At 67.2% G+C, this 19,848-nt stretch carries 20 protein-coding genes; 5 read left to right on the top strand and 15 right to left on the bottom strand.

The genetic code is table 11. The annotated features are described in order from the left end of the window. Nucleotides 1–112 precede the first annotated feature (112 nt). Nucleotides 113–853 (top strand): Crp/Fnr family transcriptional regulator, encoded by a 741-nt coding sequence (locus tag AB4Z48_RS10750; protein WP_441613912.1) that lies wholly within the window; start codon nt 113–115, stop codon nt 851–853. Nucleotides 854–865: 12 nt separating this feature from the next. Here AB4Z48_RS10750 and AB4Z48_RS10755 read toward each other — a convergent pair whose 3' ends face one another. Then, nucleotides 866–1,234, bottom strand: a complete 369-nt coding sequence (locus AB4Z48_RS10755) for a c-type cytochrome (RefSeq protein WP_441613913.1) — start codon at nt 1,232–1,234, stop codon at nt 866–868. After that, nucleotides 1,231–1,773, bottom strand: coding sequence for a hypothetical protein (locus AB4Z48_RS10760; protein WP_441613914.1), 543 nt, complete (start codon nt 1,771–1,773; stop codon nt 1,231–1,233). Before AB4Z48_RS10760 ends, AB4Z48_RS10755 begins: the two co-directional genes overlap by 4 nt. 270 nt (nt 1,774–2,043) lie before the next feature. Between AB4Z48_RS10760 and AB4Z48_RS10765 the strand changes: the two genes are divergently transcribed. Further along, nucleotides 2,044–2,688 carry a carboxymuconolactone decarboxylase family protein gene (locus AB4Z48_RS10765; protein ID WP_441613915.1) on the top strand — a complete coding sequence of 215 codons (645 nt, stop codon included), beginning with the start codon at nt 2,044–2,046 and terminating at the stop codon, nt 2,686–2,688. A 198-nt stretch (nt 2,689–2,886) separates the two neighbouring features. Then, complete coding sequence (locus AB4Z48_RS10770; protein WP_441613916.1) at nt 2,887–3,108, top strand: hypothetical protein; 222 nt, start codon at nt 2,887–2,889, stop codon at nt 3,106–3,108. Nucleotides 3,109–3,360: 252 nt separating this feature from the next. Here AB4Z48_RS10770 and AB4Z48_RS10775 read toward each other — a convergent pair whose 3' ends face one another. The 3 genes from AB4Z48_RS10775 to AB4Z48_RS10785 all read right to left on the bottom strand — a co-directional run bounded on the left by AB4Z48_RS10775 (nt 3,361) and on the right by AB4Z48_RS10785 (nt 8,541). Further along, nucleotides 3,361–5,598 (bottom strand): NADP-dependent isocitrate dehydrogenase, encoded by a 2,238-nt coding sequence (locus AB4Z48_RS10775; RefSeq protein ID WP_441613917.1) that lies wholly within the window; start codon nt 5,596–5,598, stop codon nt 3,361–3,363. A gap of 957 nt (nt 5,599–6,555) precedes the next feature. Next, on the bottom strand, nt 6,556–7,251 hold the full coding sequence (locus tag AB4Z48_RS10780; RefSeq protein WP_441613918.1) for a glutathione S-transferase family protein: 696 nt from the start codon (nt 7,249–7,251) through the stop codon (nt 6,556–6,558). 48 nt (nt 7,252–7,299) lie between these two features. Further along, nucleotides 7,300–8,541: an MFS transporter gene (locus AB4Z48_RS10785; RefSeq protein ID WP_441613919.1), complete on the bottom strand. Its 1,242-nt coding sequence runs from the start codon at nt 8,539–8,541 to the stop codon at nt 7,300–7,302. Nucleotides 8,542–8,795: 254 nt separating this feature from the next. On the opposite strand from AB4Z48_RS10785, the gene AB4Z48_RS10790 reads away from it, so the two are divergent. After that, nucleotides 8,796–9,362 (top strand): hypothetical protein, encoded by a 567-nt coding sequence (locus AB4Z48_RS10790; RefSeq protein ID WP_441613920.1) that lies wholly within the window; start codon nt 8,796–8,798, stop codon nt 9,360–9,362. A 21-nt stretch (nt 9,363–9,383) separates the two neighbouring features. On the opposite strand, the gene AB4Z48_RS10795 is transcribed toward AB4Z48_RS10790, so the two are convergent. After that, a complete protein-coding gene (locus AB4Z48_RS10795) occupies nt 9,384–10,784 on the bottom strand; it encodes a cytochrome-c peroxidase (protein WP_441614071.1) in 1,401 nt (466 codons plus the stop codon). A 62-nt stretch (nt 10,785–10,846) separates the two neighbouring features. Next, a complete protein-coding gene (locus tag AB4Z48_RS10800) occupies nt 10,847–12,388 on the bottom strand; it encodes a metallophosphoesterase (RefSeq protein WP_441613921.1) in 1,542 nt (513 codons plus the stop codon). A 392-nt stretch (nt 12,389–12,780) separates the two neighbouring features. On the opposite strand from AB4Z48_RS10800, the gene AB4Z48_RS10805 reads away from it, so the two are divergent. Continuing rightward, the gene (locus AB4Z48_RS10805) at nt 12,781–13,713 is read left to right on the top strand and encodes a fimbrial protein (protein WP_441613922.1); all 933 of its coding nucleotides are present in this window, start codon (nt 12,781–12,783) and stop codon (nt 13,711–13,713) included. 36 nt (nt 13,714–13,749) lie between these two features. On the opposite strand, the gene fliR is transcribed toward AB4Z48_RS10805, so the two are convergent. The 8 genes from fliR to AB4Z48_RS10845 form a co-directional block, all read right to left on the bottom strand. Next, the gene (gene fliR / locus AB4Z48_RS10810; RefSeq protein WP_441613923.1) at nt 13,750–14,535 is read right to left on the bottom strand and encodes a flagellar biosynthetic protein FliR; all 786 of its coding nucleotides are present in this window, start codon (nt 14,533–14,535) and stop codon (nt 13,750–13,752) included. 37 nt (nt 14,536–14,572) lie between these two features. Next, entirely contained in the window at nt 14,573–14,842 is a 270-nt protein-coding gene (gene fliQ, locus AB4Z48_RS10815; protein WP_043353410.1) for a flagellar biosynthesis protein FliQ, read from the bottom strand. 45 nt (nt 14,843–14,887) lie between these two features. After that, nucleotides 14,888–15,727 carry a flagellar type III secretion system pore protein FliP gene (gene fliP, locus AB4Z48_RS10820; protein WP_441613924.1) on the bottom strand — a complete coding sequence of 280 codons (840 nt, stop codon included), beginning with the start codon at nt 15,725–15,727 and terminating at the stop codon, nt 14,888–14,890. Continuing rightward, complete coding sequence (fliO, locus tag AB4Z48_RS10825; protein ID WP_441613925.1) at nt 15,724–16,302, bottom strand: flagellar biosynthetic protein FliO; 579 nt, start codon at nt 16,300–16,302, stop codon at nt 15,724–15,726. The genes fliP and fliO overlap by 4 nt, the downstream gene beginning before the upstream one ends. Beyond that, entirely contained in the window at nt 16,299–16,751 is a 453-nt protein-coding gene (fliN, locus tag AB4Z48_RS10830) for a flagellar motor switch protein FliN (RefSeq protein ID WP_441613926.1), read from the bottom strand. The genes fliO and fliN overlap by 4 nt, the downstream gene beginning before the upstream one ends. Continuing rightward, nucleotides 16,744–17,748, bottom strand: a complete 1,005-nt coding sequence (gene fliM, locus AB4Z48_RS10835; protein ID WP_441613927.1) for a flagellar motor switch protein FliM — start codon at nt 17,746–17,748, stop codon at nt 16,744–16,746. The genes fliN and fliM overlap by 8 nt, the downstream gene beginning before the upstream one ends. 149 nt (nt 17,749–17,897) lie before the next feature. Beyond that, nucleotides 17,898–18,383 carry a flagellar basal body-associated protein FliL gene (gene fliL, locus AB4Z48_RS10840; protein ID WP_441613928.1) on the bottom strand — a complete coding sequence of 162 codons (486 nt, stop codon included), beginning with the start codon at nt 18,381–18,383 and terminating at the stop codon, nt 17,898–17,900. A 315-nt stretch (nt 18,384–18,698) separates the two neighbouring features. Next, nucleotides 18,699–19,724 carry a GlxA family transcriptional regulator gene (locus tag AB4Z48_RS10845; RefSeq protein ID WP_441613929.1) on the bottom strand — a complete coding sequence of 342 codons (1,026 nt, stop codon included), beginning with the start codon at nt 19,722–19,724 and terminating at the stop codon, nt 18,699–18,701. Nucleotides 19,725–19,848: the final 124 nt, after the last annotated feature.

Genomic DNA, 19,848 nt, shown 5'->3' on the forward strand with positions numbered 1-19,848 from the left:
CGCGGGCCAGCGTCGGAGCCGGGTCGGTCAAGTGCAGCGCCCCGCATACGAGGGTATTCATCTACACCACCGGGCTCCAGGGGAAGATCTTTGCAGCGAACGGCCGATTACAATGTCGTCTTCCCGACATAAGTCCACGATTGACGCTGTGTCTAAGCCATTCACCGCTCAGGACCGCCTGCCTGCCCTGAAATCCAGTGCCTGGTTTGCCGGTCTTGCGCCGGCGCTGCAGGCATGGATTGCGCAAGCCGCGAGGGTCAGGACCCTGGCGGCGGGCCAGCGGCTCTTTGCGCCTGGAGACGTATCCGACGGGCTCTATTTCGTCGTGAAGGGCGCAATCCGGATGACAAGCTCGTCGGCGGACGGCAGGCAGGCGCTGCTGGCGATTGCCGAGACACCGCAGTGGTTCGGCGAAGCCAGCCTGTTCGACGAGCTGCCGCGCACCCACGATGCCTGGGTGGAGAGCGACGTGCTCCTCCTCCACTTGCACCAGCATGACCTGATTGACTTCCTCGAGCAGAACCCTTCGCACTGGCGGGCGTTCGGGCTCTTGCTGACGCAGAAGCTTCGCCTGGCATTCGAAGCCATCGAAGGGTCGGTGTTGCTGCCCGTGGCGGTCAGGCTGGCCCGCCGGCTGCTGGCCATCGCCAGCGGCTACGGTGAGCGCAGCGGCAGCAGCAAGCGCGTGATCAGCGTGCAGCAGGAGCAGCTCGGCTCGATGCTCTCGATATCCCGGCAGACCGTGAACCAGATTCTCAAGGATTTCGAGGAGCAGGGCTTTCTGCGCCGCACGCGAGGCGCGATCGAGATTCTGGACATCGATCAATTGCGCTCGTTCGCGGCGACCCGCTAGCGAGCCGTGCCGCTACTGGTACGAATGCAAATAGGCCAGCAGGTTCTCGATTTGCTGCTTGTCGCTGATGCCCCAGAAACGCATCCTGGTGCCCGGCACGACCTTGCCGGGCGCTTCGATGAACGCCGCCAGTGTCTGTTGAGACCATACGATGCCCGACTGCTTCATCTGCGCGGAATACTTGTAGTCGCTGGTGGCGCCGGCCACCCTGCCAAAGATGGCATTGAGCTGCGGGCCGAACGCAGCGCGCGCGGAGGGTCCCACGCTGTGGCAGGACGCGCATTTCGATGCGAACACGGCCTTGCCGGCCTGTACGTCCCCGGCAGCGTGCGCGGCTGCATGGAACGCCGATGCGAGAATCAACAATGCCGCTTTGTTCATGCGCGGCCCGGGAAGGTATCGTCGCGCCGGACGGCTTCGAGCAGGCGCTCCTCTTCATCGGTGTCCGCGTCGATCTGGGTGACCAGCGTCCAGAGCCCGTCGTCCGCGCCGATGGCCGCGAACGCATGGCTTTGTTCGAGGCGCACCATCACGCGGCGCAGGCTTTGCAGGAAGCCCTCTTCGAAGGCGTCGAGCGCGTCGTAGTCGTCGCCGAAGTCTTCCACCTGCTGCACATAGGCGGTCTCCACCGCCGCGTACCCGGCTCTCCAGAGCGCGGCGATCTCGGGCACGTCGCTCTCCACCAGTTCGTAGTCCCAGTCGGGCGGATACAGCTTCTGTTCGCGGCGATCCGCCTGGGTAGACAGGCTGAGCAGGACGGAGCCATCTGCCGCGCCCACGTTGAACGCAAAGCAATGGACCGGCTCGTCGCCCAGCGCCGACTGGGCGATCAATGCCAGCGACTGGCGAGTCAGGTCGAAGACGGTCTGCTCCACCTGGTAGTTTTGTTCGAAGTCGTTCCAGTACATTTTGCGGTCCATGGTCAGTGCCGGGCGTGCCGCGTCGATCCGTCGTGCCCGCTGCGGGGCGTGGACCAGCGTCACCGCTAGCGGGCGCGCGGCGGGAAAAACGCAGGAATTGTACTTTGCCCGCGGAACCGCCGCCGCAAAAGGGGGCCGGCCCGGGCCTCCCTCGTGAAAGCGGTGCATCCCGCGCCGTTCGATGCTATTTTCCAGCCTCGGCCGGCCGGCGCGTCGCCGGCCTCGAGTCGCATCCGCTTTCCCTATCCGGCTTTCCTTACCCGAACAGAAATGACAATCCAACGCGTATTCATGACCGCGGTGCTCGCCGCGCTGGTCGGCAACGCCATTGCCGCCGACGACCGAATGCCACCGATCCCGGCCGACAAGCTGACCGACGCACAGAAGAAATCGATCGAACTGCTGTCCGAAGGCGCGCCCGCGGGCGGCGCGCCGCGCAATATCGGCGCGGGTCCGTGGGTGCCGCTGATGCGCAGCCCCGAACTGCTGAACCGGCTGCAACGCATGGGCTCGTACCTGCGCTACGAGAGCGCCTTCGAGCCGCGCCTGAGCGAGTTCGTGATCCTCCTGACGGCGCGTGACTGGGGCAACCAGTACGAGTGGTACGCGCACCAGAAGCTTGCGCTGAAGGCCGGTGTCGCACCGGCGGTCGCGCAGGCCATCGCCGAGGGGCGCAGGCCGGCGGGCATGAGCGCCGAGGAGGAGATCGTCTACGACTTCATCGACGAGCTGATCCGCAACAAGAGCGTGAGCGACCCGACCTATGCGCGCGTCAAGGACAAGTTCGGCGAGCGCGGCGTCATCGACCTGATTGCGATCAACGGCTATTACAGCATGCTGGCGGCGGTCCTGAACGTGGCGCAATCGCCATTGCCGGGCAACGCGCCGCAGCAGCTCCCGGCACTGCCGCGCTGAAGCAGGGCGAGGCCGCTTCCAGAACCCTCCGTGCGGCCTGGCGGCATCATCGTTTCCACGCGATGGCCGGCCGTTCCCCGCGGTGTCCCGGACGGTACATGCCCGGCCTGCCGGCCGGACAATCGGCATGCAAGCCGGCGCGGCGCTGGACTAGACTAGGTAAACCGGAAGCCCGTCACGACTTGCTTCGGAGGTGACATGAACGCGCCTATTACCAAAGAACGGCGGACACCAAGACGCCCTTCCGAGCGGATGCTGAACGTGCTCGCGGTGCTCGTCGGCCTGCTCACCCTGATACTGGGTATCGCCTGGCTCATCTACACGCACTACGTCGACCGGGAAGTGCCGATGTTCGCGATTCCGCTGGTGCTCTCCATGCCGGTGATCGTCGCTGCGGCGTTCCGATGTCTGTGGGATTGAAGGGCTGGCCGGCGCAAAGCCGGATGCCGGCAGCAGCGCAGGCAGGCTGTCTGCGGCGTTCCCCGGAACTGGCGTTCGGGGAGTGGGCGGCGCGTGTCATGGGAAGCACATCGCGGCCGCCTCGATACTGCAGGGATTGCCCGCCGGCAGGGAGCCGGCGGGGACGCGCCCGGACAGGCAGCGCCGGATCAGGCAACGCCCGGACAGCATGAGCGCGGGTGCCGCCCCGACTGGCGGGGCGGCTTGTTCGGCTTAGGCCTGCACTGCATCCAGCGCGGCATTCAGCGTCTTGCTCGGGCGCATCACGCTTTCCAGCTTTGCGAAGTCGGGCCAGTAGTAGCCGCCGATGTCCGCCGGCTTGCCCTGCACGTCCGACAGCTCGCCGACGATGGTCTTCTCGTTGTCGGTCAGCTTCTTGGCCAGCGCCTTGAACTGCTCGGCCAGTGCCGCGTCGCCCGTCTGTGCCGCGAGTTCCTGGGCCCAGTACATGGCCAGGTAGAACTGGCTGCCACGGTTGTCGAGCTGGCCGGTCTTGGGCGACGGGCTCTTGTTGTTGTCGAGCAGCTTGCCGGTGGCGGCATCCAGCGTCGTGGCCAGGATCTTGGCGCGAGCGTTGCCGGTCTTGATGCCCAGGTCTTCCAGCGACACGGCCAGCGCGAGGAACTCACCCAGCGAGTCCCAGCGCAGGTGGTTCTCTTCCACCAGTTGCTTGACGTGCTTGGGAGCCGAGCCGCCCGCACCGGTTTCGTACATGCCGCCGCCGGCCATCAGCGGGACGATCGACAGCATCTTGGCGCTGGTGCCCAGTTCCATGATGGGGAACAGGTCGGTCAGGTAGTCGCGCAGGATGTTGCCGGTCACCGAGATGGTGTCCAGGCCGCGGATCACGCGCTCCAGCGTGTAGCGCATGGCGCGTACCTGCGACATGATCTGGATGTCCAGGCCCTTGGTGTCGTAGTCCTTCAGGTAGGTCTCGACCTTCTTGATCAGCTCGGCTTCGTGCGGACGGTACGGGTCCAGCCAGAACACGGCCGGCATGCCCGAGTTGCGCGCGCGGGCGACGGCCAGCTTGACCCAGTCGCGGATCGGCGCGTCCTTGACCTGGCACATGCGCCAGATATCGCCTTCTTCGACGTTTTGCGTCAGCAGCACTTCACCGGTGGCCAGGTCGACAATGTTGGCCACGCCGTCTTCCGTGATCTCGAAGGTCTTGTCGTGCGAGCCGTATTCCTCGGCCTTCTGCGCCATCAGGCCGACGTTCGGCACCGTGCCCATGGTGGTCGGGTCGAAGTTGCCGTTGGTCTTGCAGAAGTTGATGATCTCCTGGTAGATGCGCGCGAACGTGCTTTCCGGGATCACGGCCTTGGTGTCCTTCGGACGGCCGTCGGCACCCCACATCTTGCCGCCGATACGGATCATGGCCGGCATCGAGGCGTCCACGATCACGTCGTTGGGCGCGTGCAGGTTGGAGATGCCCTTGGCCGAATCCACCATCGCCAGCTCGGGGCGGTGTTCGTGGCAGGCGTGCATGTCGCGGATGATTTCTTCGCGCTTGGAGCTGGGCAGCGTTTCGAGCTTCTCGTACAGGTTGACCAGGCCGTTGTTGACGTTCACGCCCAGTTCGTCGAACAGCGCGCCGTGCTTGGCGAAGGCTTCCTTGTAGAAGATCTTCACGGCGTGGCCGAACACGATGGGGTGCGAGACCTTCATCATGGTGGCCTTGACGTGCAGCGACAGCATCACGCCGGTCGTGCGCGCATCTTCGAACTGCTCTTCATAGAAGTCGCACAGCGCCTTCTTGCTCATGAACATGCTGTCGATGATCTCGCCGTCCAGCAGCGAAACCTTGGGCTTGAGCACGATGGTCTTGCCGCTCTTGGTGACCAGCTCCATCTTCACGTCGCGTGCGCGGTCCAGGGTCATGGACTTTTCGCCGTGGTAGAAGTCACCGTGCTTCATGTGCGCCACATGGGTGCGCGAGGCCATGCTCCACTCGCCCATGCTGTGCGGGTTCTTGCGCGCGTAGTTCTTCACGGCGGCGGGAGCGCGGCGGTCCGAGTTGCCTTCGCGCAGGACCGGGTTCACGGCGCTGCCCAGGCATTTGGAATAGCGCTGGCGGATGGCCTTTTCTTCGTCGGTCTTCGGGTCTTCCGGGTAGTCGGGCACCTTGTAGCCCTTGGCCTGGAGTTCCTTGATCGCGCTGCCCAGCTGGTGCACCGAGGCGCTGATGTTCGGCAGCTTGATGATATTGGTGTCCGGCAGCAGCGTCAGGCGACCCAACTCGGCCAGGTTGTCCGGCACGCGTTGCTCTTCGGTCAGGAATTCGGGGAATTCGCCCAGGATGCGCCCAGCCACCGAGATATCGCTGGTCGTGACGTTGATACCTGCCGGCGCGGTGAAAGTGCGGATGATGGGCAGGAAGGCACTGGTCGCCAGCAGCGGGGCTTCGTCGGTCAGCGTGTAGATGATGGTGGGTTGCTGGGTACTCATTGCTTACCTCAAGGTCAGAAATAGTAGGGAAACGCTGCCGCCTGGATCGCAAACCGGCAGTAAGGATCGAATTTTGCCTGATTTTGCTTTCATCAGTCTGTCGAGGGCGCGGTTTTCCTGTTCTGTAATCGAATAATTACCGCTCCCGGAAGCAGGCGGTCGCGCTCCTCGCGCAGGTTTTCATTCCTAACGTCCTGTTTTTTCTGGATTTCCCGTTAATGCTTCGGCTGCGGCTGCCAATTGACCCTCCGGCCATCGGGGGGCGTCAAGCGTGCCCTTGCCGCCGGACAGCCGGCCGGGGTGACCGGCGCGTTCCCAGCCCCGATGCGATATCTCCGGGGCACTTCGCCGCCCGGAGGAGGCCGACGGCGCACTTGGGTCAATCGCGCGCCATGCCGGTGGCGTTCGATCGCCTTGGCAAAAAGTGCGGCATGCGCCTGCCGGCATTGGGTGCGTTCATGGCGGAAGGTGGGGGGGTGCGCCGCGCCGGCAGGATAAAAAAATCGCCCTGCGCAGCGGGAACGGGCGCAGGGCGATTCAGGACCACAGAAGCATGAACAAAAGCACCGGAACGTACTGCCGATGCCGGCGCGGCGCCGGGAGCGCAGTGCAGCTTGTCCTCCCGTGCGGCACGGCGCCGTGCCGGACAGCATTGCGCAATGGATTGCCGGGTGACATTGCAACGGGTTGCATGGCCCGCGGGACTGCAGCGATGCGTGCCGTGCCGCGTTTGCGTTTCGACAGGTACATCGCAATCTTACGCAGCGGCGCTGCGCTTCAAAACGCGGAGGACGGCGGGCAATGCGGCCCAATCCCGGCGTTGAAAAAAATACCGGCGGGCTGGTCGCCAGACGTATTTTTTGCGACGCGGCAGGCGGCCATCGCGGGGCGGGGCGCGCAGCGCCAGCCAGCCCTTCGGCCTGCCTTGGTCATGTCGCAGCGTATGTCCGGGGCAGCTCAGGCGGGCGGCGGCGTGTTGCTGGTGAAGCGGGCCGGCATCTTGTCCGCCAGCGGGAACAGATGGAAGTAGGGGCGCGCTTCGGCAAGGACGCGCTGCACGCTCGGCCGGCTCAACAGCCGCTCGAAATAGGCGGCGAGGTGCGGGTGCGTATCGGTGAACGGCATCGCGATGCCCGCGTAGAACAGCGCCGGCGTGGCCGCGCAGTCGGCCAGCGTGAAGTCTTGCCCGGCGGCCCAGGTGTGGTCCGCCATGTGCTTGTCGACCAGATCGTAGGCCGTGCGCAGGGTGGCCCGCGCGTCCGCCACGCCGCGCGGGTCGCGCTCGGCCTCGGGCCGCAGGCGGTCGTTGACGATCTTCTGCATCTGCAGGTGCACGTAGAGATCGAAGAGGCGGTCCCACAGGCGCGCTTCGCGTTGCGCGTCCTCGGCGGCGGGCAGCAGCGGCCGGGCACCCGGGTAATGGCGATCCAGATATTCGATGATGGTGGTGCTTTCCGGCACGGTCAGCCCGCGCGAGTCGTCGCGCAGCACCGGGAACTTGCCGAGCGGCCACAGCGCCGCGAAGGCGGCACGGTCGGCGGGGTCGCCAAGGTCGACAATGCGGCCGGTGAAAGGGGTGGCGTTCTCGTAGAGCGCGATCAGCACCTTGTGGCAGAACGAAGACAGGGGATGGTAGTGCAGCGTCAGGGCCATTGATGACTCCTCCTTTTCGTTCAGCGCAGGCGGGGCTTCCGGGCGCCGTTATGTCGCCGCCATCTGCGGCGGGCGCGGCCGCGTGACGACCGCAAAGGTGATCTGTACCAGCCCGGCGGCCAGCCCCAGTGCCACGCCGATCTGCCAGGCCAGGGTGTAGGACCCCAGCCTGTCATAGACCAGCCCGCCGCCGAAGGCCCCCACGAAGCTGCCGATCTGGTGGCTGAAGAAGGCTACGCCGCCCAGCATGGCCTGCCAGCGCAGGCCGAAGGTCTCGGCGATCCAGCCTGCCACCAGCGGCGCCACGCCCAGCCACAGGAAGCCCATCACGGCGGCGAAGACCAGCGTACTGCCTGGCGTGGGCGGCGAGGTGAAGTACCAGGTCAGCGCGAGCGAGCGGATGGTGTAGATGCCGCCGAGCAGCAGCAGCTTGTTGACGCGCCCGCCGGCCCAGCCGAAGAACAGGCTGCCCAGCACATTGAAGCCGCCGATCACGCCCAGCGCCTTGGCGCTGAGCATGGGGTCCATGCCGCAGATGTCCAGGTAGGAAGGCAGGTGCGTGGTGAGGAAGACCAACTGCATGCCGCACACGAAATAGGCCGCGCCCATGACCAGGAACGGCGTATGGTGCAGCGCGGTACCAAGCGCCTCGCGTGCATTCTGCTGCACGCCGCCGGGCGGCGTGGGCAGCGGCATCCGGTCGACGCGCCCGGCGAACCACGCCGCCGGCAGCATCACCAGGGCGAGCACCACGAAGGCCGCCAGCCCCACGCGCCAGCCATGGGATTGCGCCACCACCTGCCCGATCGGCGCCGCTACCAGTGCGCCCAGCGAACCGGCGCCGGACACGATGCCGAGCACCGTGCTGCGCAGCGCGGCCGGCACCGGCCGCGCCGAGACCGCCATGGCGATGGCGCTGCCGGTGCAGGCCATCGAGGCGCCGATGGCCACGCCCGCGCCGAGCGTGACGCCGACAATGCCTTGCGCGGTAGCCAGCATGACCAGCCCGAGCACGTAGAGCAGCGAGCCGGCCATCATCAGCGGCCGGAAGCCCGTGCGCGCGGCCCACGCGCCCGCGATGGGCTGCAGCAGGCCCCAGGCCAGGTTCTGCACCGAGATGGCGGCCGTGAAATCGGACACCGAGATGCCGATGCCCTTGGTCAGCGGTGGCATGAAGATGCCCAGGCTCTGCCGCAGGCCCATGGCCAGGCTCAGCATGACGGAGGCGCCGAGGAGGATCGGCAGGACCGGGCGAAGTTCGGAAAGGCGGGATGGCGCGGGGGTGCTCACGAGGATTTTGTCTCTGTCTTTGTATTGTTCTTATTGTTTTGTTCTTGTGTCCCGGCGCAGCGCGCCGCGCGCGCCGGAGGCTCGGGCGAGCGTAAGCCCGAACCAGGTTCAAGTCAATGCGGGGGCAAAGCCGCGCCGGCCCCGGGCATCGTCGTGTGCGGTCGGGCGGCGGCGCCCGCTCCGGGTTTTGCCCGGCGGCGCGGCGACCGGCAAGGCGCGTATGCTTTGCAGACTGCCCATTCATCCGCATCCCCATGCCGATCGTCCGCAAATCCACGCTTGTCCTGGGTCTGGCGCTGGCCGTGGTGCTGGCCGGCTGCGTGACCCGCTACCGGGTCGAGACCGGTACGCCAGCCTCGCGCGTGCGACTGGTGACCAATACCGACGACAACACGACCTTCAGCGTGGTGGACGCCGGCAAATGTCCCAAGCCGCCCAAGCCGGCGCTGCTTGCGGCCACCGGGCTCCAGGCCACGGCGATGGGCAAGGAGGCGGACCTGGGCATGTGGGGCATCTCGCCGGAGCCCGCCGGCCGCACGCGCGAACGCTGGCTGGTGGCGAGCCACCGCATCTACCTGACGGCCGCGGCGACCTCGGCGGCGGGCGACGAGCCGTACCGCTGCGCGATCGGCGTGTCCTTCGTGCCGCTGCCGGGCTGGCAGTACGAGTTGCGCTACCAGCGCAACGCGCAGACCAGGAATTGCGCCGCACAGGTCCTGCGCCTGTTGCGCGCACCGTCGGGCGAGATCGTGACCACGCCCGACCCGACACAGCAGACCTTCCGCGGCTTCGAGCCCGATGGCGTGTGCGCGTCGCTGTGAGCCCCGGGGCGGGCCGCGCACTCAGCGTCCGTTGGCCACCGGCATCGCGTTGACATAGGGCGCATCCGTCAGCGTGCGCAGGAAGGCGGTGATGTCGTCGATCTCCGCTTCGGTCAGCGCGGGCGTGCTGCCAGCGCGCCGGTTCATCGGCATCGAGTTGATATTGATATTGCCGCGGTAGGCGGCGGGCACGTCGTCGAATGGCTTGCCGCCGCGGTACCACTTGCCCGGATCGGTCGAGCGCGTGTTGTAGAACGCGACCGCATCGCGCAACGTGGTGAACACCCCGTTGTGCATGAAGCTCTGGCGCACCGCCACGTTGCGCAGGCCGGGGGTGCGCAGGTAGCCGCACCATTGTTCCGGCTCCGGCCAGCGCAGGCGGCGCGCGGTGTCGCACAGGCCGTTGTCGAAATGCCCGGGGTCTCGGTTGGCGGGCAGGGCCCGGTTGCGCGGCACGGCGATGGCGTCGTAGCCGAAGTCCGTAAACAGGGAGCGCTCGGGCCGGCTGGCGGTGTCCGCCAGCGTGTGGCAGCTCATGCAGTTGCCCTTGTCGGGGTTCTTGAACAGCGCCAGGCCGCGCGTTTCCTGCGGCGACAGCGGCGTGCGCCGGCGCAGGTAGTCGTCGAAGCGCGAACTGAAGGGTGCCATCTCGTCGCTTTGCAGATAGGCCTCCAGCGCGCGGCCCAGCGCCACCATCATCTGCCCGGGATCGCGCTGCGCCGCCGCGCCGAAGCGCGCGGCCAGCGCGGGCGCCAGCTCCGTGCCCTTTACCTTGCGCAGCAGGCTGGCCGGGCTGCCGTTATTCATCTCGCCGGGATCGAGCAGCGGGCCGCGCACCTGCTCGGCCAGGGTATCGGCACGGCCGTCGGCGAACAGGCCGCCGAACGGCGAGGCATATGGCGCGTCGTCGTCCTGGTAGAAATGCCGGCGCGGGATATAGCGCACGTACAGCAGCGAGGGCGCGTTGCGCAGGCTGAAGTGCCCGGGCCGGCTGCCCTGCGGCACGTGCGGCCCGGCCAGCGCGGCGGGCGAGAGCGTGGGCGCGAACGCACGCGCGGGGTCGTGGCAGCCGGCGCAGGACATGCCGCGCGGCTCGGACAGGCGCGTGTCGAAGAAGATGCGCTTGCCCAGCGCGGCGAGCGCCGGGTCGGGGCGGAAGACGGCGGCGGTGGGGTCGACCTTGGCGGAGACCTTGGGCGTGCCGTTGCCGATGGTATCCACCACGGTGGCGGGCGGCGCGCCCGGCGTCAGCACGGTAGTGGCCACGGTGGCTGGAAGGGCCGGCGGGGCCGGCGGGGCCGAAGAGGCCAATGAGGCGGCCGGCGCTGGCGCGCTGGCGCAGAGGCCGGCGGCCAGGACGGCGCAATGCACGGCGCAAAGTACGGCAAAGCGGGCGGCAATCCGCGCCGCCGCCGGCGCCATGCGGAGGATTGCCGCGCGCCACCCGGCGAGCCAGGCCGCGCAGGCAGCGGGGAACGCTGCCATCACGGCGTCAGGAAGCCCGTCTTGTCGCAGGCCAGCGTGGTGCCGGTCTGCGCGCAGGAGGCCATCAGCTTGCCGGCCACGCTGTAGGCCTTGAAGGTCCAGCCGGTGGCGGGCGCCGGGCTGCGCTCCATCATCAGGAAGCCGAAGGTGCTGTGATGGGTGATCTTGTCGATGACGGTGCCCGGCGCGGGCACGGCGCCCGGCGTCAGCGGGTCGGGCAGCGCCACGTCCAGGTTGTCGCCGCCGTTGCCGGATACGATGGTGGCCGGGTGGCTGGAGGCGAAGCTGATGGCCTGGAAGTCATGCACGTGGCCGTGCAGCGCGACCTGGATGCCCGGCGGGTAGTAGGCCTGGGCGTTCAGGTTGCTCATCACCGACTGCAGCGCCAGGTTGCCCGGCGCGGGCGCGCTGCCGGCCACCGGGGCGAAGCCCAGCACCGGATGATGGTTGGTGAACATGGTATTGACCATGCCCGGCTTGCCGGCCAGCCAGCCCACCGTCTGGAACTGCTTCTGGTAGGCAATGAACTGCGGGTCGTTGGTGGGCAGCGCGGCCTTGCCGGCCTTGGCCGAGTCGAACACGATGACCTGGGAGCCGGTGCCGAGCGCCACCGTGTAGGGCTCGGAATAGTTGGCGTTGCCGTCGTTGGCCGGATCGTTGCACGAGCGGGCGTCGGCGTACGGGCGCGGGTCGAGGAAGCGGAACCAGCCCTGGCCGGCGCGCGCGCACTCTTCATGATTGCCGCGCACCATCACCCACGGCGCCTTGGCCATCAGGGCGGCGGCGGGCTTGAACAGGTCGGCCTGCCAGGTGTCCCAGCCATAGCCCCACGGCGTGCCCTGGCAGCCGGCGATATCCGGCGGACATGCGTTTTCGCGGTAGTGGTAGTCGCCGATATGCAGCACCAGGTCCGGGTTCATGGCGGCAGCGGTGGCGGCGAGCGTGGCGAACGGCCAGGCGGCGGCGTCGCTGCAGGGCTGGTAGGCGTTGTCGGCTTTCTTCAGGCGGCAGCCGGTATCGGCCAGCACCAGCACGCGCTGGGGATTGGCCTTGGGCAGCGGCAGGGTCTGGCCGGCGACGCTGGCGGCAGCGGCGTTGGCCGGCAGGGTCGTTTCGCACACCGAGACGGGGAAATCCGAGGGCTTGGAATCGGCGGCGGCGCTGGCGGTGGTGCGCAGCGCCATGGTGCCGCTGCCTGCGCGCAGCGCCATGCGTTGCTGCACGCCGTCGACTGTCAGCAGCGGGCACAGGGTATTGGAGGGCAGCGCGCTGCCGGCGGCGGCGGCCGGCGCCACGTAGCCGGTGATCACGCGGGCGATGGCCTGGTTGCTGTCGCCGATCTCGACCCAGGCAGCCTGGATATTGGCGCTGGCGCTGGCGGCGTCGCCTGCCGGCGTGACCGGTGCGGCGGGGGTGGCCGGCGCGGGGGCTGCATCGTTGCCGTCGCTGCCGCAACCGTGCAGCACCGCGGCGGTGGCCAGCACGGCCAGGATGGCGCCCATGCCGAGGCGCACATGGTGATTTCTCTTGCAAGTGCCCATTGTTATCTCCCTGTTGGTGGCGAGCCGGACTATAGGGAGGGGATATTGCGCAGCGATGACGCTTCTATGTCAGCGGGGTGGGTCGGGGGCACGATCCGGGCCATCGGCGCGCCGACCTGGTCGGAGTACAGGCGGCATACCGGGGGGGCGAGCCGATCGGGATAGGGCCATCAAGCGGCGTATCCGGCCAGGATGCCGCCGCCCTGCGGGTCCTGAATCACATACCGGATCATGAGTGCGATGCCTCAATGAATTTGGTACTTGTCCCATATATTGCATCTGATTATTTCCCGATACTGGCGGCATTCATCGCTCGTGGAGAGGCACGAGCCAATTAACAGGGGATCCCGACAATGCAATTCGATAGGCGAGGGCACAGGCGGAGCGGCCCATTGGCGTACACGATCGTGGTTGCCTTTGCCGCCATGTTGCTGTCACCGGCGCACGCCCTGGCAGCACACACCGAGATGACGGCATTCGGATCGGACATGGCCCTTCCGGCCAGCTCGGGCGAGGGGACGGTGCTGGCACGTACCAGTTTCTCGCCGCAGCAGCTTTGCGGTGCGCCCACCTGTCCTTCTCCCGTGGCATCGATATGGGTCTGGGATGGTCAGAATATCCAGCCGGGCCCGGTTACCCGCACAGGTGTAGCGGGCGTTGGCGTCCGTTTCGTGGTCAACGGGTCTCCTCTGCTCAGCGGCATGCAATCCCCGCCGACGATTTCCCAGCCCGTGGAAGTGCAACTGGTACGCACCTCGGGCGCGATGGGTGCTGGCAGTCTTGCGGGAGGTGCCTCGACGTTCCTGAACCTCTGCGCTAGTGTCAACCCGGGCTTCGGTGATTCCTGCTATGACGCCTCGGGCGCCAACTATGCCAAGATCAGGCTCGGGGGCACCATCAAGCCCATCGCCCTCACTTGCCAGACGCCCAACCAGAGCGTCAGCCTGCCGCCGGCGCAGAGGGGAGGGCTGACGGGCGTCGGCAGTTCGACCGGCGAGATCGGTTTCACCGTGCGGCTGAATAACTGCCCGCCCGGCTACAACCGGATCGGCTATACGCTTGATCCGGTCGGCGGCATGGTCGCCAATGCCCCCGGCGCGCTGCCCGCGCGCCCGGGTTCCACCGCGAGCGGGATCAACATCAGGCTGACGGACGATGCCGGCACGCCGGTGACATTCGGGGCGTCGACGCCGGTGGGCGCTTACGACAAGACTACCGGGGGATCGTATTCGATCCCGATGAGGGCGGCCTATCTCCAGACCGGCGCTTCGGTCACGGTGGGCCGCATCATTGGTGCCGCCACCGTGCTGGTCAACTATCAATAGCTACGGCACCCCGGGAGCGCTGAACGAGGGCAAGCCTCACTGCCCCAGCTGCCCCAGCAGCGTGCCAACGGTGGCGAGGCTGTCCTCGACCAGCCGCGCCATATACGTACTCATCTGCGGCATCACCAGCGTCATCATCAGGAAGCCGCCGGCCAGCGTGACCGGGAAGCCGACCGCGAACACCGACAACTGCGGCGACGCGCGGTTGAGGATGCCCATCGCCAGGTTGAGCGTGAGCAGCGCGGCGATCAGCGGCAGCGCCAGCAGCAGCCCCGAGGAAAACACACTGGCGCCGGCCGCCGCCACCGCGGACCAGCCCGCGCCGGAGAGCGGCTGCGGCGAGATCGGCAGCGCGGCGAAGCTGTCGGCCACGGTGGCCAGCAGCATCAGGTGGCCGTCCATGGCCAGGAACATCAGCATGGCGACCACGTTGAGAAAGCGGGCCAGCACCATGGTTTGCCCACCGGAAGAGCGGTCGTAGAAGGACGCGAACGACAGGCCCATCTGCAGGCCGATGGTTTCGCCGGCGAACTGCACGGTGGCGAACGCGAGCCGCATGGTGAAGCCCACCGCCAGGCCGATCCCTACCTCATTGAGGATGATCAGGAAGCCTTCGAAGGAATACACCGGCGCCAGCGGCAGCTTGTCGATGGTGGGCGAGATCACCATTGCGATCAAGGCCGCCAGGCCAACCTTGGCACGACGCGGAATGGTGGATTCGCTGAACAGCGGCGCGGTGCCGATCAGTGCCAGCAGGCGGAACAGCGGCCACAGGAAGGCCGCGATCCAGGCATAAAGCTGGGCGGAGGTGACGGACAGCACGGCTGGCGGGCGCGAGGCGGGCGAGCGCGACGGCGCTTCAGTGCACCAGGGCGGGGATGCCCTGGAAGACTTCGCGCATGTAGTCGACGAAGGTATTGATCATCCACGGGCCGGCCAGCACCATGGTGGCGAACAGGGCCAGCAGCTTGGGGATGAAGGACAGCGTCATTTCGTTGATCTGCGTGGCGGCCTGGAACAGGCTCACCACCAGGCCAGCCACCAGTGCCACCAGCAGCAGCGGCGCCGACAGCATCAGGGTCATCTTCATCGCCTGGGTGGCGATGCTCATTACGGTTTCCGGAGTCATGGCGAAGGCCTAGGTTGGGATGCGCGGGGGATGCGCGGCCCTTGGTCAGTTCAGGAAGCTCTGCGCCAGCGAGCCCAGCAGCAGTTGCCAGCCGTCCACCAGCACGAACAGCATCAGCTTGAACGGCAGCGAGATGGTGGCCGGCGGCACCATCATCATGCCCATCGCCATCAGCACGCTGGCGACCACCAGGTCGATGATCAGGAAGGGGATAAAGACGGTAAAGCCGATCTGGAATGCGGTCTTGAGCTCGCTGGTGACGAAGGCCGGCACCAGGATGCGCATCTGCACGTCTTCCGGGCCCTGCATCTCGGGGGCCTTGGCCATCTGCGCGAACAGCGCCAGGTCCTTCTCGCGGGTCTGCTTGAGCATGAAGGTCTTGAGCGGCGCGGAGGCCTTCTCGGCGGCGGCCTCCAGGCTGATCTTGTTCTCGGACAGCGGCTTGTAGGCGTCGGTGTAGATGCGGTCGAACACCGGCGACATGACAAAGAAGGTCAGGAACAGCGACAGCCCCACCAGCACCTGGTTGGGCGGCGAGCTGGCCGTGCCCAGCGCGTTGCGCAGCAGGCCCAGCACGATCACGATGCGGGTGAAGCCCGTCATCATCAGCATGGCCGCCGGCAGGAATGACAGCGAGGTCAGCAGCACCAGCGTCTGCACCGACAGCGACCAGGTCTGGCTGCCGCCGGGGCCGGCCTTGCTGGTCAGCCCGGGCAGGGCCTGGGCTTGCGCGATGGCGGGCAGCAGCACCAGCGCCAGGCAGGCGCAGGCCAGCACGGCCGCGAAGGCGAGCCGCGACGGCTGGCCGGCGCAGGCGCGCAAGGCAAGAAGCTGGCGCTGCAGGTGGCGCTGGAGGGCGCGCGAGGCGCCGGGCAGGAAATTCATGACTTCAGGTTGTGTTGCATGGCGCGCAGCAGCTTCTGTCCGAAGCTGCCGGTGCCCGCCGGATTGACCGGGTTTGCCGGAGGCTGCATGCCGCCGCCCGGATTCTGGTCCGGCTTGTGCGCGGCTTGCGCTGGCAAGGTATGGAGCGTACGGATCTCGCCGGCGCTGACGCCGAGCACCAGGCAGGTATCGCCCACCTCCACCATCACCAGGCGCTGGCGCGGGCCGAGCATGGTGCTGCCGACGACCTTCATCGCGCCGGCCTGGCCATGGCGGACCAGCCCGGCGCGGCGCGCCAGCCAGGCCAGCAGGAGGATCAGGGCGACGATGGCGAACAGGCCGAGGCCGGCCTGGGCCAGGCTTGCCGCCCCGCCGGGGCCGACGTGGCCGGGGGCGGTGCTGGTGGCACCGATGGCACCGGTGGCACCGGTGGCATTACCGGCAACCTTGGCGAGCGTGCCGGCGAGAGGACTGCCGGCGGCCACGCTGGCTTGCGCCGCTGCCGGCGCGGCTTGCGCCAGCGCCAGGCCGGTGACGAGCCCGGCGGTGGCCATCCGGCGCAGGCTGGGGTTCATCTGTTGAGCTTCCGGATACGTTCGGACGGCGTGATGATGTCGGTCAGGCGGATGCCGAACTTGTCGTTCACCACCACCACTTCGCCCTGGGCGATCAGGTAGCCGTTGACCAGCACGTCCATCGGCTCGCCGGCCAGGCCGTCGAGTTCCACCACCGAGCCCTGCGCGAGCTGCAGCAGGGTCTTGATGGGCACCTTGGTGCGGCCAAGTTCCACCGTGAGCTGCACCGGGATATCGAGGATCATCTCGATATCGTTGTGAAAACCGCTCGGCGTATCCTTCTCCAGCGGCTGGAAGACCTTGGATGCGGCCGGGGTGGCGGTAGCGGCTGCGACCGCCGGGGCCGGCGCGGCAGCGGCGGCGATATCCTCGGCGCTGGTCTGCTCCGCCAGGGCACTGGCCCAGTCGTCCATCGGGTCGGCCGGCTTGTCCTCTTTGCCGTCAGTCATGGTCGGTATCCTTGGAATCGCTTTCTTGGTGATTGATCATGCGTTCTACCCGCAGCGCGTACTGGCCGTTCATGGTGCCGAAGCCGCACTGCATCACGGGCACGCCATCGACCTTGCCGAAGACCTGCTCGGGCAGCTCGATGGGAAGTACATCGCCGGCGCGCAGCGACAGCACTTCGGCCACGGTGCTCTCCAGGTGGGCGAATTCCGCCACCAGGTCGACCTCGGCCGAGCGGATCTGCTGCGACAGCTGGGAGACCCAGCGCTTGTCCACTTCGACCTCGTCCTGCAGCGGGTTCATCAGCAGGTCGCGCACCGGCTCGATCATCGAGTACGGGAAGCAGACATGAAGCTGGCCGCCGACGGCGCCCAGTTCGATATGGAAGGCCGTGGTCACCACCACCTCGTTGAGCATGGCGATGTTGGCGAACTTGGTGTGCATCTCCGAGCGGACGTATTCCAGCTCGATCGGGTGCACGGCATTCCAGGCGTTGCTGTAGCTGTTGAGCGCAAGGTCCAGCAGGCGCCGGATGATGCGCTGCTCGGTCTGGGTGAAATCGCGCCCTTCCACGCGGGTGTGGAAGCGGCCGTCGCCGCCGAACAGGTTGTCGACCACCAGGAACACCAGGTTGGGGTCGATCACGAACAGTGCCGTGCCGCGCAGCGGCTTCATGTGCACCAGGTTCAGGTTGGTCGGCACCGGCAGGTTGCGCACGAAGTCGCCGTACTTCTCGATGCGGATCGAGCCGACCGAGATGTCGGCGCCGCGGCGGATGAAGTTGAACAGCGCGGTGCGCAACTGGCGGGCGAAACGCTCGTTGATGATCTCGAGCGTGTGCAGCCGGCCCCGCACGATGCGTTCCTGCGTGGCCAGGTTGTACGGGCGCACGCCGTCCTCGGCGACCGGCGCGGCGACTTCGGGCACGTCGGTCTCGCCCGACACGCCTTTCAGTAATTCGTCTACCTCGTCCTGCGAGAGGAACTTGTCGTAGGCCATCTAGTGTCCTGCCCCGTGAATGCCGTGATGAATGAAAGCGACCATGTGCCGATCAGCCGGCGCGCTGGCGTAGGCGCGCATGCTGAAGTACGGGCAAGGCAGGCAGGGACGGATTCATGTCGGATTTGCTGGTGGGGCAGGGCTAGCGCTTACTGCACCACGAAGGATGTGAATAGGACGTCCACGACCTGCTGTGCCGGCAGGCTGGGCGCGAACGGCTGGTTGATGACGCGCAGGATTTCCTGCGCCAGGAGGCGCTTGCCCTCCACCGTCRCCAGCTCGGGCGGCTGCTTGGCCGACAGCAGCAGCAGGATGCGGCTGCGGACTTCCGGCAGGTACTCGGTGATACGCGCCTGGTCCTTCGCGTCCGCCACCTTCAGCGACAAGCCGGTATGCAGGAAGCGGTCGCCGTCCTCGCTCTTCAGGTTGACGGTAAACGGCTCCAGCGGCACGAAGATCGGCGGCGGCACCACCGGCGCGGCGGGTGCCGGCGGCTGGCGGTTGCTCAGGATGTTGCCCAGGAAGAAGCCCCCGGCACCCAGCGCCGCGACGATCACGACGCCGAGAACCAGCAGCAGTCGCCCGCGCTTGCTCTTGTTGCCGTCAGCCTGGGAAGAAGTGAGCGTATTCGCCATGAGATGCCTGTATCGGAATGCCTTGCCATTCTTGGGCGAAGGCAGGGCAAGCAAAGGGCCGAAAAAAAGGGTGAAACCCGCTCAGCTTGGCCATTTGAGCCGAACGGGTGCGTCATCCGAGCGATGCGGATGGTCTTACTGGGGGTTAACGAATGGCGTGCACGGAACTTGAGCCGGAGTTTGAGGAAAACCCGCGCCCCGGGCTGCCGGGCGGGCAGCGGCATGGGGCGCGTGGCGGCCCGCGCACGCGTCCATGGGAAGACTGCCGTGAGGCGCACCTGGCGCGGGTGCGGGCGGCGCCTGCGTGCGCAAAGGCTAACTGCTTGATTCCATTGGTTTTTGTGCTTCCCCGGGGCGGCTGAAACTGTGCCGGTATTGTTGCGGCGAGACCCCCAGCCGGCGACGGAACACCGCGCGCATATGATGCGGATCGCGAAACCCGCATTCGTAACATACGGCCTTCAGCGGTACCGTGCCGCGCTCCAGCATCACGCGCGCGGCATCCAGGCGCGCACTTTCCACGAACTCGGCTGGCGTGATTTTTGCGTCGCGTGCAAATATGCGGGAGAAGTTGCGGCTGCTCATCCTGGCCACCGCCGCCAGCTTTTCGAGGGTGAGATCCTCGGTGAGGTGAGCCAACACATACTGCTGAACCTGCGCCACAGGCGACGTCGGCTCCACGAACGGGGTGAGGTAGGGGCTGAACTGGGACTGGCCGCCGGCGCGCCGCACGAACACCACCAGCCGCTTGGCCACGTTGAGCGCGACCTCCTCGCCATGGTCCTGGGCCAGCAGGAAGAGCGACAGGTCGATGCCCGCAGTGACGCCGGCCGAGGTGTAGAGGTTGCCATCCTGCGCGTAGATACGGTCCGCTTCCACCTGGGCGCCAGGGCAGCGCGCGGCCAGGGCGGCCACGTCGTTCCAGTGGGTGGTCACGGTGCGCCCGTCGAGCAGGCCCGCGCCGGCCAGCAGGAAGGCGCCGTTGCAGATCGAGCCGAAGCGCCTCGCGCGCTGGCTGGCCTGGCGCAGCCAGGTGTACAGCGCCGCCGGGAACGCCTTGGTCGGGAGCACCGGGCCGCCCGCCGCGAGCAGCAGGTCCCACGCGGGACCACCGGCACCACTGGCATCCGCGGCACCCGCTGCGTCCGTGAAGGTCCGGTGCGGCTGCAGCAGCATGCCGTTGGAGCAGGCAAGGGGGCCGGGCTCGGTGCCGATGATTTCGAGCTGGTAGTGGTCTTCGGGCAGCAGGAAGCGGTTTGCCTCGGCAAACACGTCGAGCGGGCCGCTCACGTCCAGCGCTTGCGCGCCAGGAAAGACGAGGATGGCGACGGATCGGTGCATGGGGCGGGTCGAAGGCGGCAGGATGGGGTAAGTATCCACGGGAGATGGCGCCATGTTATCCGAGCGCCGCCGCCTCGGGCGACGCTTTTGCCCCGCCGGGCGGGCGCTGGCACGAAAGCACCGC

Source organism: Cupriavidus sp. 2TAF22 (assembly GCF_052115045.1).
Classification (GTDB): Bacteria; Pseudomonadota; Gammaproteobacteria; order Burkholderiales; family Burkholderiaceae; genus Cupriavidus.

Coding starts and splice junctions, on each gene's coding strand:
- AB4Z48_RS10750 (WP_441613912.1), top strand. CDS start 113: ATGTCGTCTTCCCGACATAAGTCCACGATTGACGCTGTGTCTAAGCCA.
- AB4Z48_RS10755 (WP_441613913.1), bottom strand. CDS start 1,234: ATGAACAAAGCGGCATTGTTGATTCTCGCATCGGCGTTCCATGCAGCC.
- AB4Z48_RS10760 (WP_441613914.1), bottom strand. CDS start 1,773: ATGGACCGCAAAATGTACTGGAACGACTTCGAACAAAACTACCAGGTG.
- AB4Z48_RS10765 (WP_441613915.1), top strand. CDS start 2,044: ATGACAATCCAACGCGTATTCATGACCGCGGTGCTCGCCGCGCTGGTC.
- AB4Z48_RS10770 (WP_441613916.1), top strand. CDS start 2,887: ATGAACGCGCCTATTACCAAAGAACGGCGGACACCAAGACGCCCTTCC.
- AB4Z48_RS10775 (WP_441613917.1), bottom strand. CDS start 5,598: ATGAGTACCCAGCAACCCACCATCATCTACACGCTGACCGACGAAGCC.
- AB4Z48_RS10780 (WP_441613918.1), bottom strand. CDS start 7,251: ATGGCCCTGACGCTGCACTACCATCCCCTGTCTTCGTTCTGCCACAAG.
- AB4Z48_RS10790 (WP_441613920.1), top strand. CDS start 8,796: ATGCCGATCGTCCGCAAATCCACGCTTGTCCTGGGTCTGGCGCTGGCC.
- AB4Z48_RS10795 (WP_441614071.1), bottom strand. CDS start 10,784: ATGGCGCCGGCGGCGGCGCGGATTGCCGCCCGCTTTGCCGTACTTTGC.
- AB4Z48_RS10800 (WP_441613921.1), bottom strand. CDS start 12,388: ATGGGCACTTGCAAGAGAAATCACCATGTGCGCCTCGGCATGGGCGCC.
- fliQ (WP_043353410.1), bottom strand. CDS start 14,842: ATGACTCCGGAAACCGTAATGAGCATCGCCACCCAGGCGATGAAGATG.
- fliP (WP_441613924.1), bottom strand. CDS start 15,727: ATGAATTTCCTGCCCGGCGCCTCGCGCGCCCTCCAGCGCCACCTGCAG.
- fliO (WP_441613925.1), bottom strand. CDS start 16,302: ATGAACCCCAGCCTGCGCCGGATGGCCACCGCCGGGCTCGTCACCGGC.
- fliN (WP_441613926.1), bottom strand. CDS start 16,751: ATGACTGACGGCAAAGAGGACAAGCCGGCCGACCCGATGGACGACTGG.
- fliM (WP_441613927.1), bottom strand. CDS start 17,748: ATGGCCTACGACAAGTTCCTCTCGCAGGACGAGGTAGACGAATTACTG.
- AB4Z48_RS10845 (WP_441613929.1), bottom strand. CDS start 19,724: ATGCACCGATCCGTCGCCATCCTCGTCTTTCCTGGCGCGCAAGCGCTG.